The organism is Parahaliea mediterranea (assembly GCF_003402235.1).
Lineage (GTDB): Bacteria > Pseudomonadota > Gammaproteobacteria > Pseudomonadales > Halieaceae > Parahaliea > Parahaliea mediterranea.
This window is the reverse complement of record NZ_QEWO01000001.1, coordinates 301,404-314,464: the sequence shown is the minus strand read 5'-3', so window position 1 is coordinate 314,464 and position 13,061 is coordinate 301,404. Positions and strand designations below refer to the sequence as shown.

Here is a 13,061-nt window from a genome sequence, read left to right as displayed (position 1 = left end):
TGACCGTTTTACTCGGAAACACGTTTCACCGGAATCGAGCTCGCTATGGTCACCATCACCGAATCCGCCCAGGACTATCTCGCCGAACTGCTGTCCAAGCAGGAAGACACCCTTGGCGTCCGTGTTTTTATCAACCAGCCCGGCACGCCCCGCGCCGAAACCTGCATTGCCTACGCCCGCGACGGCGATGTGCAGGAGGGCGATGAAGAGCGCCCCTACGAGAAATTCACCGCCTGGTTCGATGGCCGCAGCCTGCCTTACCTGGAAGACGCGCTGGTCGATTACTCCAAAGACCGCATGGGCGGCCAGCTCACCATCAAGGCCCCCAATGCCAAGCTGCCCCGGGTGGACGAGAACAGCCCGCTGGAAGATCGCATCAACTACGTGCTCTACAACGAAGTGAATCCGGCGCTGGCGGCCCATGGCGGCGAAGTGAGCCTGGTGGAGGTCACCGATGACAACTACGCCATCCTGCGCTTTGGCGGCGGTTGCCAGGGCTGCGGCATGGTCGACCAGACCCTCAAGGGTGGGGTGGAGAAAACCCTGCTGGAGCAGCTGCCGATGCTGGCGGGTGTGCGTGACATGACCGATCACACGGACCGCTCGAACGCTTACATCTGACCCAGGGTGTGGAGACTGCAAGGGCCGGCATTTGCTGGCCCTTTTTGCATTGATTGCTGTTGTTTTTCTGGCGGCGTTCTAGTGCTGTGCCTCAGGCCTTGCGCCCCGGTAGCACAGTTTTCAGCTTGGCCCGCATTTCCCGCAGGGCATTCGCGGTGGTATCCCAGTCGATGCAGCCATCGGTGACGGATACGCCGTATTCCAGGTCGGCCAGATTCTCCGGGATCGACTGATTGCCCGCCTTCAGGTTGCTCTCGATCATCAGCCCCACTATCGAGCGGTTGCCTTCCAGAATCTGGTGGGTCACGTCTTCCATCACCAGCGGCTGCAGCTCGGGCTGTTTGTTGGAGTTGGCGTGGGAGCAGTCCACCATGATGTTCTGCGGCACCTTGGCCTTCTCCAGCGCATCCTCGCACAGTTTCACGTGTACTGAATCGTAGTTTGGCCCCGCGCTGCCACCACGCAGCACCACATGGCCGTAGCGGTTGCCCTTGGTGGTGTAAACCGACACCTGCCCCTCGTGATTGATGCCCAGGAAGCGGTGGGGCTTGGCCACCGAGTTGAGGGCGTTGGTGGCCACGGTCAGGCCACCGTCGGTGCCGTTCTTGAAGCCCACGGCGCAGGACAGGCCGCTGGCCATTTCCCGGTGGGTCTGGGATTCGGTGGTGCGCGCGCCAATGGCGGACCAACTGATCAGATCCTGCAGGTACTGCGGCGAAATCGGGTCCAGCGCCTCGGTGGAGGTGGGCAGGCCCAGCTCGAGAATGTCCAGCAGCAGTTTGCGGCCGATGTGCAGACCTTCCTCGATCTTGAAGGAGTCGTCCAGGTAGGGGTCGTTGATCAGCCCCTTCCAGCCCACGGTAGTGCGGGGTTTCTCAAAGTACACGCGCATCACAATGTAGAGCGTGTCGGAGACTTCCTCGGCCAGTTCGCGCAGGCGCCGGGCATAGTCCAGGGCGGCTGCCGGGTCGTGGATGGAGCAGGGGCCCACCACCACAAACAGGCGCGGGTCCTTGCGGTCGAGAATGTCCCAAATGGTCTGGCGGCTGCCGGTGACCATGCGCTGGGCCGCGTCGCTCAGGGGCAGGGCGCTTTTCAGCTGCTCCGGGGTGATCAGCACATCCTGGGAGGCGACATTGATATTGTGTACGGCTGTGTTGCTCATTACTGCTTACCTGCTAGAGTGTTTGCCTCTCGCGCCGGCCATGGCTATGCAGTTGTGCGGCAACAGGTACGCCATTCGCCCGCTGGAGGGCGCGACATTCTATAGCAGCCTGCGGCCTTTGGGTAGAATGGCCCGGCACCCGCCAGATCAAGGAGGACGCCCTTTGGCGCGCGATACCGCCGGCTCACGCTATGACCTTGAGCCGCTGCTGCCCTATATCCAGCAGGATTATGTGCTGCTCACCCCCAACCTGCGCCTGGCGCGCCGGATCAAGGCCGAATGGGATGCGCGCCAGCGCACTGCGGGCCTGCGCGCCTGGTCGCCACTGCCGGTGTATCCCGCAGAGAGCTGGCTGGTGCAGCGCTGGCAACAGGCCGCCTGGCAGCAGCCCCCACTGCGCCGCCAACTGCTGGAGACGTCACAGGCCCTGCTGCTGTGGCGCCAGGTAATTGAGCAGGATCAGCAGCAGGGTGACTACAGCCTGCTGCAATCACAGGCCGCCGCCAGCCAGGCGCAGCAGGCCCGCAACCAGTTGCTGCGCTGGCAGGTGGATCGCCAGGCGGCGGGCATTGCCGCCCGCTTTCGCCTGGATACCGATTGCGCCACCTTTTTGCGCTGGCTGGACGCCTTTGAGGCGCGGTTGGCGGACGGGGGCCTGGCCACAGGCCTTGATGTGATTGCCGCCCTGCAGGGCGCCGCACTGGCGCAAGGCAACCGGCCGCGCGCGCTGTTGATTGCCTTCGATGACGTGCCACCCCTGCTGCGCACAGCGTTAACCCATGCCTGCGCCGAAGTTGCCGAACTGCCCCAGCCGGCCCCGGTGGCGGATTGCCAGGCCAGGGCCTTTGCCGATCGCAATAGCGAATTGCAGGCAGTGGCGCGCTGGGCCCGAGTCACCTACGACGCGCACGCCGGCGCCAGTATCGGCATTGTGCTCGACGATATGCGCGGTGACCGGCAGCGGCTGGAATACCTGCTGCGGCGCGAATTCGACTGCCTGGATGCCAACTACGCGGCGCTGCCGGTGAACTTCTCCACCGGCTGGCAACTGGCCGAGGTGCCGGTGGTGCGTGATGCGCTGGCGGCCCTGGCGGCGGTGAATGCCCCGGCGCCCGTGCAACGCGTGCTGGCCCTGCTGCGCTCGCGTTTTTTGCAGCTGCCGGATCGCTACAGCCCCGAGGGACTGGCGTTTGTCACTCGCCTGCACGACCACGGCCGCGAGACCATCGAAGCCGGCGCCCTGCGCAACCTGGCCAAAGACCTGCGCCTGGGCCACATTCTGCTGGACTGCGCCGGCCAGCGGGCATTGCGCGAGCCGGCACTGCCTTCGCAGTGGGCGGAGCGCTTCCACCAACTGCTCGCCCTGTGGGGCTGGCCGGGGGAGGGCGGGCTGGACTCGCTCGAATACCAGCAGGTGGAAGAGGCCTACCGGCAGCTGGACGCACTGGGCGCCTTCGACGCGGTGTGCGGCCCGCTGGGCTTTGCCGACGCGCTGGGGCTGTTGCGCCAGTGCTGCCAGGACACCAGTTTCCAGCCGCGCACCGAAGACAGCCGTATCCAGGTACTGGGGCCGCTGGAGGCAGCGGGCCTTGAGTTCGATGCTCTCTGGCTGTGCGGCATGCAGGCCAGCCAGTGGCCGGCGCCGGCGCGGCCCAACCCCTTCCTGCCCCTGTCATTACAGCGCGAATGCGCCATGCCTCACGCCAGCGCCGAGCGGGAATGGCGCTACGCCCACAGCCTGTTGCAGCAGTACCGGGCCTGCAGCCGCACGCTGATTGCCAGCTACAGCCAGAGCATCGACGGCGCACCGGAGCTGCCCAGCGCGCTGCTGGAGGACTTTACCTGGCAACAGGACGCGGCCGAAGCGGGCCCGCCAGGGGCCTGGCTGCAACAATGGCAGGAGCGCGACATCGAATGGCTGGCAGACCACAGCGCCCCGGCGCCGGATGCCGAAGAACTGGCCCGTACCGGCGGCGGCAGCGGGCTGATTGAGGATCAGTCCCACTGTCCTTTTCGCGCCTTTGCCCGGCGCCGGCTGCGCCTGCAGGCGCTGTCGGAACCCAGCCTGGCCCTGAACGCCGCCGAGCGGGGCACCCTGGTTCACCAGGCCCTGTTTGTCATCTGGGGCGAACTGGAAACCTCCGCCGCCTTGGCGGCCCTTGACGCCGCTGCCGAGTCGCAGCTGCTGGCACGGGCCGCCGCGGCCGCCATCGACGCGCTGCCCACCGCACGGCGCCTGGCGGTGGGCAGCGCCTGCATCGCCCAGGAGCAGCGCTATCTCCACACCCTGTTGCAGGAGTGGCTGGCACTGGAGCGCCAGCGCGAGCCCTTTGCGGTTATCGCGCGGGAGCAGCGCCAGGACATCGCCCTGGGGCCACTGCACCTGCACCTGCAGGTGGACCGCATCGACCGCGTCGGGGCTGAAGTCGCCGGTGCCGCAGACGGCGCCGTCACCATCATCGACTACAAAACCGGCAGCTGTGAGGCGAGCCACTGGCTCGGCCAGCGCCCCACCCAGCCCCAGTTGCCCCTGTACAGCATGGCCAGCCAGCAACCGGTGGAGGCCCTGGCCTTTGGCCATGTCAAAGCGCGCAGCGCCGCCTACAAAGGGCTGGGCGCGCGGGCGGTGGCCCCGGGTATCAGCGACGACATCGCCCGCGCCACCCGCCGCAAAGAACCGCTGGAGAACTGGCCGGCGCTGCTGGATCAGTGGCAGGCCACACTGCAGCACCTGGCCGATGACTTTCTTGCCGGGGAGGCCCGTGTCGACCCCATCAACAGCAACAGCTGCACCTATTGCGGCTTGCAGAGCGTCTGCCGGGTCGAGGCGGCGATGCCGGAGCATTCGCGTGAAAACAGGCTGCATAACACGCAGGAGGACGAAGCGTGAGCATTGTTGATGCCGCCGAAAGGGAAGCGGCGCTGGACCCTTTGCACAGCTTTTGCGTGAGCGCTCCGGCCGGTTCCGGTAAGACGGAGCTGCTGATCCAGCGCTTTCTGGCCCTGCTGGCGCGGGTGGAGCGCCCCGAACAGGTGCTTGCCATTACCTTCACCCGCAAGGCAGCCGCGGAAATGCGTGAGCGGGTGCTGCAGGCCCTGCGCGAAGCGCGCGCCGGCGAGCCCTGCGCCAGCCCGCACCAGCAGCGCACCCGTGACCTGGCCACGGCGGCCCTGGCGGTTGACCGCCAGCAGCACTGGCAGCTCATGGCCAACCCCGCGCGGCTCGGCATTCGAACCATCGACGGCTTTTGCGGCGCCCTGACCCGGCAGATGCCCGTGCTCAGCCATTTCGGTGCCCAGGTTCGGGCGGTGGATGACGCCGAGCCGCTCTATGCCGAGGCGGTGGCGGAGCTGTTCGCCATGCTGGAATCGCAGCACCCGGTGGTGGGCGACCTGCAGCAACTGATGCTGCACTTCAACAACCACTGGGACCGCCTGGCCGAGTTGCTGAAAAGCCTGCTGGGGCGGCGCGAACAGTGGCTCACCTATCTGGGCGTGGGCCGCGACCCGGTGGCCGCCCAGGCGGCATTGGAAGACCTGGTGGCGGGCATGGTGGAGGACGCCCTGCAGGCGCTCCAGCAGCAGTTGGGCCCCTTCCTTGGCGAACTGTACGAACTGCAGTGCTTTGCCGCCGAACAAAAGGGGGAAGCGCCCCCAGCCGGCGCACCTGCTGCCTGCGTGCCGGACCTGCCCGCCTGGCAGCAATTGCGCCACTTTCTGCTGACCCGGGATGGCAAATGGCGCAGCCGCATTACCAAAACCGAGGGCTTTCCCACCGGCAAGGGCCGGCCTGCAGAGATGAAAGCACGCATGCAGGCCGTGCTGGGCGAACTTGGCGGGTGCGCGGGGCTGGACGAGGCCCTGCTGGAGGCCACCCTGCTGCCCACCCCGGGGGAGGACAGCGACAGCTGGCAACTGGTGGTCCACCTGACCCGGGTGCTGCCGGTGCTGGCCGCCCAGCTGCTGCTGGTGTTTGAGCGCCACGGCAGTGTCGACCACAGCCAGGTGGCCCAGTCCGCCCTGCAGGCCCTGGGCGATGACGACGCGCCGACCGACCTCGCCCTGCGCCTGGACTATCGCATCGAGCACATACTTGTGGATGAGTTCCAGGACACCGCCATCAACCAGTACGAGCTGCTGCGGCGCCTCACCCGGGGCTGGGCCGAGCACAACGAAGCCCAGCCCGAGCGCCCCCGCACCTTCATGATTGTTGGCGATGGCATGCAGTCCATTTACGGCTTTCGCGACGCCAACGTTGGCCTGTTCCTGAGCGCACGCGACCGGGGCTTTAACGGCGTGGTGCCGCGCTACCTGGAGCTGCGCAGCAACTTCCGCTCCGAGGCGGGCGTGGTGGCCTGGGTGAATGCCACCTTCGCCCGGGCCTTTCCGTCGTGCGACAACATCGGCCGCGGCGAAGTGGCCTTCAGCACCGCCGAGGCGGTCAAGCCCGCCGGGGCCATTGATGCCGTGTGCGTGCAGGTATTTCACGGCGAGGAGGCAAGCCACGCGGAAGTGGCCGCCCTGTGCGACGGTGTGGCCGCCGCCCTGGCGGAGGACGACACCGGCAGCATCGCCATCCTGGGGCGCAGCCGGCCCCAGTTGCAGACCTTTGTGCAGGAGCTGCGGGAGCGCGGCATTGCCTTTGCCGCACAGGATATGGATCGCCTGTCCCAGTCCACCGTGATCATGGATTTGATGAGCCTGGTGCGCGCCCTGGCCAACCGCGCCGACCGGGTGGCCTGGGCGGCGCTGCTGCGTGGCCCATTCTGCGGCCTGTGCCTGGCAGACCTGCACACCTTCCTGACCCGCGCCACTGGCGATGTGCTTGCCGCGGCGCAGGACGAGCGCCTATGCAGCGACCTGAGCGAGAGCGGGCAGCAGGCCCTGGCCCGCCTGGCCGGCGCCATGGCCTGGGCCGAGGCGCAGCGCGACCGGCTGGCCCAGCGGGCCTGGCTGGAGCTGCTGTGGCTGCGCCTGGGCGGGCCGTCAACGGCGGCCTCTGCCGCGCTGCTGAACGACGCCGAGCGTTTCTTCCAACTGCTGGAGCAGGGCGAGCTGGAGGGGCGGGTGCTGGATGTGCACTGGCTGGCGACCCAACTGGAGCGCCTGTACGCCGATGCCGGCGGCGCGGGGGCCAGGGTCCAGATCATGACCCTGCACAAAGCCAAGGGGCTGGAGTTTGACCATGTGTTCATTCCCGCGTTGGGCAAGGGCAGCCGCAGCGACGAGCGCGCCCTGTTCCTGTGGGACGAAATCACCACAAGCGGCGGCGCCAGCGGCTTTTTGCTGGCGGCGGATGATCACAGCGACAGTGGCAGCGCCGGGCTTTACAACTACCTGGCCAGCCAGCGCAAGCGCAAGCGCCTGCTGGAAAATACCCGCCTGCTCTACGTGGGGGCCACCCGGGCCATTCGCCGTCTCACCCTGAGCGCCTGCCTTGGCGAAAACAGCAAGGGCGACGGCGTCAGCGAGCCGGGCGCCCAGAGCCTGCTGGCCACCATCTGGCCCGCCGTGTTTGAGACGGCCCAGGTAATTGCGGCCAGTGCCCAGGCGGCGGGTACAGCGGCCGCCGCCAGCGAGACCGACAACCTGCTGCGCCAGCGCAGCCTGCCGCCATCAGCGCCGCCGTTGGGTGAGTTCAACACCGCCCTGGTCGGCAACCTGCCGCAGCCGGCCCACAACCGCCTGGATCGCCACGTGGGCACGGTGATTCACCAGAACCTGGAACGCCTGGCGGGCCTTGCGGTGCTGCCGCCAGCGCCCGGCCCGGAGGAAGCGGCCTTCAGCCGCTGGGCGCTGGCCAACCTCGGCCTTGCCGGTGCCGCGCTGGCCGAGGGGGTAGAGCGGGTGATGGTGGCCCTGCGTATCACCCTGGGGGACGAAGCGGCGGGGCGTTGGCTCCTTAGCAGCGACCACCCGGGCAGTCGCTGCGAGTTGCCCCTGACCCAGGTGCGCGAGGATGGCCTGATTCGGGATATCATCATCGACCGCAGTTTTGTGGACGCCGCCAGCGGCGAGCGCTGGATTGTCGATTACAAATCCAGCCGGCCGCCTGAGCACCAGGCGGTGGACGTGTTTCTGCAGGCCGAGGTGGCGCGCTACCGCGAACAGCTGGCCGGTTACCGCGACGCCATGGCCAGCCTTGGCACCGAGCCGCTGCGCTGCGCCCTGTATTTCACTGCCCTGGCGCGCCTGGAGCCGGTGAGCCTCGACTGAGCGCTCAGGCGAACCGGGCGATCACGTCGTCGGCGAAACGCTGGATGCCATCCTGCTTGAGCTGCACATCCTCGGTCTCGCCGTGATAGAAGGCCCAGGGCATGGTCAGGATGTGGGTCACGCCGGCGTCCTGCAGGCGGCGGTAGCCGTCCACGTCCCAGGCGTCGGAGGGGGTCGCCATAATCTCGAAGGGTTCGCCGTCGCGGCCGTACTCACGGCGCCAGGCGTGAATTTGCCCAATGCTGTTGATGATTTCCGCGGAGGTCTGCAGGTCGGTCACCCAGCCATCGGCCAGGCGCGCGGCGCGGCGCATGGCGGGCTTTGAAATGCCGCCAATCCAGAACGGTATGCGCTCGCTCGGGGCCGGGTTCATCTCCAGGCGCTCGAAATCGTAGTGCTCGCCGTGGTATTCCACCATTTCCCCCGTCCACAGCAGGCGCATGATCTCCAGCATTTCGTCGGTGCGCTTGCCGCGGCTGCGAAAGTCCTGCTGCAGCAGGCTGAATTCGTCTTCCGACCAGCCCACACCGAAGGCTGGCGTGACCCGGTTGTTGCTGATGATGGCGGCGGTGCTGATGGCCTTGGCCACCAGAAAGGGGTTGCGCATGGGCAGCACAAAAATGTTGTTGGTAAAGCGCAGGTTCTCGGTAATCGCCGCCAGTGCGCCGATGGTGACCCAGGGGTCCGGCCAGTCGGTAAAGGGCTGCCAGCGGCGGGAGCCGTCCTCGGTGTAGGGGTAGGGGTTGTTGATGCGCTCGGGGTTCACCACATGGTCGGAAAACGACATGGCGTGCCAACCGCAGCGGTCGGCCACCGGCGCCAGCTGGGTGAGGTGGGCGACGGTGCTGAAAGAGGTGGAAAGGACAAACTTCACGCGAACTGCTCCCTGTTATTATCTGTTCAGTGGCGGCCAGAGCCGTTACTGTAAACCCTAGCACCCCAGCCTGGACCACTCCCGCCATGCTCTACTACCGGCAGCGCGCCATCGATCAAATTGTCATACTCACCGGGGCCGGAATCTCGGCCGCCTCGGGCCTGTCGACCTTTCGCGATGCCGACGGCTTGTGGGAGAACCACGACCCGATGGACATCGCCACGCCCGAGGCCTTTGCCCGCGACCCGGCGCTGGTGCACCGTTTTTACAACGCCCGCCGCCAGCAACTGGCACAGGTACAGCCCAACACCGCCCACCGGGCCCTGGCGCGCCTGCAGGCAGCCTTGGGTGATGGCGTGTACCTGGTGACCCAGAACGTGGATGACCTGCACGAGCGGGGCGGCAGTGAACAGGTGTGCCACATGCACGGCGAGCTGCGCTCCATGCTGTGCCTGCACTGCGGCCAGCGCCAGGTTGCCCTTGCCACCTTCGACAGTGCCACTGAATGCCCGCGCTGCGAGGCCCGCGGCGGGCTGCGCCCGGATATCGTGTGGTTTGGCGAAATGCCGCACTATATGGACACCATCGAGGCCCACCTGCGGGCCTGCGACCTGTTTGTGGCGGTGGGCACCTCTGGCGCGGTGTATCCGGCGGCGGGGTTTGTGCAGGTGGCGCGTAGCGCCGGTGCCACCACCATCGAGGTCAACCGGGAGGAAAGCGATGTGGCGGGCTACTTTCACCACCACTACACCGGTTGCGCCACCGACCAGCTGGGCCTGCTGGTGGATGAGCTGCTGGCCGGTCGGGTGGGTTGATCAGCGCCGGGGGCGGCTGGCCAGCCACACACCGAAGCGGCGGTCGCCGGCCATCGACTCCACCTGATGAAAGTGCCGCTGCAGCAGGGGCAGGTAGCGCAGGTGGCGGTTGGCTACCAGGCAAAGTTGCCCGCTGTCGGTCAGATGCCGCGCGGCCTGTGACAGCAGGCGCCGGCCGGCGTATTCATCCACGGTGTGCTGCAGGTGAAAGGGCGGGTTGCACAGGATGAGGTCCGCCGCCGCTGCCTGGGCCTCAAGCAGCCCGTCACCGTGATGGAATTGCACAGACGTTTCTCTGCCAGCGAACAGTCGCTGGGCGTTGTCCCTGGCCGATGCAATGGCCATGGCCGACTCGTCGCAGAACAGTACCGATTCGGCGAGCCCGCCCGCCAGGGCGGCCAGGCCGAGCACGCCATTGCCACAGGCCAGGTCGGTGAGGCGCTGTACCGGCGCCAACGCCCCGATGGCCTCCAGCAGCAGGGCGCTGCCGCCATCGAGCCGGTCGGCGCTGAAGACATTGGGCAGGGCCCGCAGCTCCTCGCCCAGGGGGCGACAGTGATAGCGTATCCAACCGGCATCCTCTGCCTGGCAGCCCCCGCTGCGGCCACCGCCAACCCGGGCGGAAAACACGCGCGCCTTGCGCTCGCCGCGGTGGCGTTCGGTGGGGCCAATGTATTGTTCCAGCAAACGTGCGGTGTGCGGCGAGAGGTGCTTGTCCATCCCGCCCACCAGCAACCGGGTGCCGGGGCGCTGGCTGGTGGCGATGCGGGCCAGCTGTTCGGTAAAAAACGCCAGCTGCTTGGGTACCCGCATCACCAGCAGGGTCGCCGGGGGCGGCGTTGCCACGCTCCAGGTAATGGCGGGCAGCGGACTTTGGTTGCGCGCGGCATTGCCTGCCAGCGCCAGGGCGCTGAGGGCCGAGTCTGTCCACAGGGCGCTTGCCGCAAGCGGCAGGGCCAGGGCGCCGTGGTCGTCGTTCACGGCAACAACGGTGGCGCGGCTGCCCGCATCCAGGGCCGCGGCGGCCTCCAGCAACAGGCTGTCTGCGGCGCACCAGGCTTGTAGCGGCTCGCGGGGGCGAGCCGGGTAGCGCTGCAGGTTGAAGGTGCCGAAGGGCGTGTGAAAGCGGGTGTCCGCCGCGTCCATCAGCCGTCGTCGCTGAGATAGAGCGTCAGCTGCTGGCCGGGCTGCAGGTAGGCTCCCGGATTCAGGGCGTTCCAGCTGATAATGTCGTCGATGGATACCTTGAAGCGCCCGGCTATGCGGTGCAGTGAATCGCCCTTGCGCACCCGGTAATCGTGGCTGCGTGGCTCGCCGTTCGCGCCGGCCACTCCGCCGCCAACTCCGCCGGCCAGGGCGCCCGGCCAGGCGCTGCCGCCGGGAATCAGCAGGGTGTCGCCGGCGCGGATCAGGTTGCCGCGCAGGTGGTTGGCCTGGCGCAGCATGGCTACGTCGGTATCAAAGCGCTTGGCAATGCGAATCAGGCTGTCGCCGCGCTGGATGCGGTAGTGCTGCCAGCTCACCCGCTTGCCGCTGTCGAGCCCGGCAATGGCCTCCTCAAAGCGCGGCGCGGCGTCCGGCGGCAGCAGCAGCTCGTGGGCCTGGTTGGGGGCAGTGGCCCAGCGCAGCTGCCCCGGGTTCAGGGCCCGTAGCAGGTCTTCATCCACTCCGGCCAGCTCCGCGGCCCGGGCGAGTTCAATCTGGCCGCCGGTGTCTGCCACCACAAAGGCCGGGTCGTTGGGCAGCGGGGGCAGTTCCACGCCGTAGCGATCCGGGTTGCCGATGATGGAGCTGAGGGCGAGCAGCTTGGGCACGTAGCGGCGGGTTTCCCGCGGCAGGGGCAGCGACCAGTAGTCGGTTGGCTTGCCCGCCGCCTCGTTGGCGGCAATGGCCCGGCTCACGCGGCCGGCGCCGGAGTTGTAGGCGGCCAGGGTCAGCAGCCAGTCGCCGTCAAAGTATTCCTGCAGCGATTCCAGGTAATCCAGCGCCACCTGGGTGGAGGCGCGCACATCCTGGCGCCCGTCGTACCACCAGTTGCTGGCCAGCCCCAGGTGCTCGCCGGTGGCCGGCATGATCTGCCACAGCCCCACCGCGTGGTTGGGCGAGCGGGCGAAGGGGTCCATGGTGCTTTCCACCAGCGGCAGCAGGGCGATTTCCGCCGGCATGCCCCGGGCCTCTACCTGATCGGCAATGTAATAGAGATAGAGGGACGAACGCTCGGTGATCACGTCCAGGTAGCTGTCCTGGCGCAGGTAGGATTGCCGCGCGGCCTTCACCTGCTCGTTGTTGGCGATTTGCCAGGAGAGCTGGTCGCCAAGGCGCTGCCATAGATCTTCCGGGTCCTGATCCACCGGTTGCAGGGGCGTTGGGCGCCGGGGCAGAGGGCTCACCACCGACGGGGAGCGGGGGTGGGGCTTGCCGGCGACAGCCGGCGGGGCGGATTGGCGGGCCTGGCCGCTGGCATCGCCGGCGGTTTCCGGTGCTAGGGTCTGGCAACCGGCTGCCAGGGCCATACTGCAAATGACTGCAGATAGTCGATATAAGTCTTTGAAATTCAAACGGTATCTTCTTCGCTAGAAATGGTCTTTCCAGGCCCGCACAGTGGCAAAAACCTCGGCGCCCGAGTCGCCTTCCAGGCGCCCCTGCTGGCTGAGTGCGTTGCGCAGGGCGGTGGTGTTGCAGCGCAGGAAGGGGTTGGTGGCCAGCTCCAGGTCGATGCTGGAGGGCACCGTGGGTTCATTGCGTTGACGCAGTTCCTGGGCGCGGGTTGCCCGTTGGGCGAGGGCGCTGTTGTCGGGCTCCACCGCGCGGGCAAAGGCGAGGTTGGCCAGGGTGTATTCGTGGGCACAGTACACCAGGGTGTTCTGGGGCAGTGCCGCCAGTGCTTGCAGGGATGCGTGCATCATCGCGGGCGTGCCTTCGAACACGCGCCCGCAGCCCCCGGCAAACAGGGTGTCGCCACAGAACAGCAGCGGTTGCTCGCCGCCGTGGAAGTAGGCGATGTGGTCCAGGGTATGGCCGGGCACTTCCAGCACGTCAAAGTCGTGGCCCAGCACGGTCACGCGGTCGCCAGCGCCAAGGCGCTGGCTCACCTGCTCGATGGCCGGGTTGTGGGGGCCCCACACCGGCACATCGGCAATGGCAAGCAGCTCCGGCAGGGCGCCGACGTGATCAAAGTGGTGGTGGGTAATCAGGATGCCGGCCAGTTGCAGGCCGCGCTCTTCAAGCGCCCGTAGCACCGGCGGCGCTTCACCGGGGTCGACCACCACCGCCTGGCTGGCCTTTTCCAGCAGCCAGATGTAATTGTCATTGAACGCCGGAATCGGCGAGATCGAAAGCATGGCGCACCGTTCAATTAAGCTGAAAATCC

Annotated in this window: 9 protein-coding genes; 4 read left to right on the top strand and 5 right to left on the bottom strand. The window is 67.3% G+C overall.

What is annotated here, in order from left to right:
• Positions 1-45: 45 nt before the first annotated feature.
• Positions 46-621, top strand: coding sequence for a Fe-S biogenesis protein NfuA (nfuA, locus tag DDZ17_RS01210; RefSeq protein ID WP_116364136.1), 576 nt, complete (start codon positions 46-48; stop codon positions 619-621).
• Positions 622-712: 91 nt separating this feature from the next.
• On the opposite strand, the gene DDZ17_RS01205 is transcribed toward nfuA, so the two are convergent.
• Positions 713-1,786: a 3-deoxy-7-phosphoheptulonate synthase gene (locus tag DDZ17_RS01205; protein ID WP_116364913.1), complete on the bottom strand. Its 1,074-nt coding sequence runs from the start codon at positions 1,784-1,786 to the stop codon at positions 713-715.
• Between the two features lie 163 nt (positions 1,787-1,949).
• Between DDZ17_RS01205 and DDZ17_RS01200 the strand changes: the two genes are divergently transcribed.
• Positions 1,950-4,676: a PD-(D/E)XK nuclease family protein gene (locus tag DDZ17_RS01200; RefSeq protein WP_157976383.1), complete on the top strand. Its 2,727-nt coding sequence runs from the start codon at positions 1,950-1,952 to the stop codon at positions 4,674-4,676.
• Positions 4,673-8,002 (top strand): UvrD-helicase domain-containing protein, encoded by a 3,330-nt coding sequence (locus tag DDZ17_RS01195; RefSeq protein ID WP_116364134.1) that lies wholly within the window; start codon positions 4,673-4,675, stop codon positions 8,000-8,002. The genes DDZ17_RS01200 and DDZ17_RS01195 overlap by 4 nt, the downstream gene beginning before the upstream one ends.
• A gap of 4 nt (positions 8,003-8,006) precedes the next feature.
• Here DDZ17_RS01195 and DDZ17_RS01190 read toward each other — a convergent pair whose 3' ends face one another.
• Complete coding sequence (locus tag DDZ17_RS01190; RefSeq protein ID WP_116364133.1) at positions 8,007-8,876, bottom strand: LLM class F420-dependent oxidoreductase; 870 nt, start codon at positions 8,874-8,876, stop codon at positions 8,007-8,009.
• A gap of 86 nt (positions 8,877-8,962) precedes the next feature.
• Between DDZ17_RS01190 and DDZ17_RS01185 the strand changes: the two genes are divergently transcribed.
• Positions 8,963-9,691: an NAD-dependent deacylase gene (locus DDZ17_RS01185; RefSeq protein WP_116364132.1), complete on the top strand. Its 729-nt coding sequence runs from the start codon at positions 8,963-8,965 to the stop codon at positions 9,689-9,691.
• Here the strand turns inward: DDZ17_RS01185 and DDZ17_RS01180 are convergent, their stop codons facing one another.
• The 3 genes from DDZ17_RS01180 to gloB are packed head-to-tail and all read right to left on the bottom strand — an operon-like array spanning position 9,692 to position 13,032.
• Positions 9,692-10,837: a class I SAM-dependent methyltransferase gene (locus DDZ17_RS01180; protein ID WP_116364131.1), complete on the bottom strand. Its 1,146-nt coding sequence runs from the start codon at positions 10,835-10,837 to the stop codon at positions 9,692-9,694.
• Positions 10,837-12,204 (bottom strand): LysM peptidoglycan-binding domain-containing protein, encoded by a 1,368-nt coding sequence (locus tag DDZ17_RS01175; RefSeq protein ID WP_116364130.1) that lies wholly within the window; start codon positions 12,202-12,204, stop codon positions 10,837-10,839. Before DDZ17_RS01175 ends, DDZ17_RS01180 begins: the two co-directional genes overlap by 1 nt.
• A gap of 60 nt (positions 12,205-12,264) precedes the next feature.
• Entirely contained in the window at positions 12,265-13,032 is a 768-nt protein-coding gene (gene gloB / locus DDZ17_RS01170) for a hydroxyacylglutathione hydrolase (RefSeq protein WP_116364129.1), read from the bottom strand.
• Between the last annotated feature and the right edge of the window lie 29 nt (positions 13,033-13,061).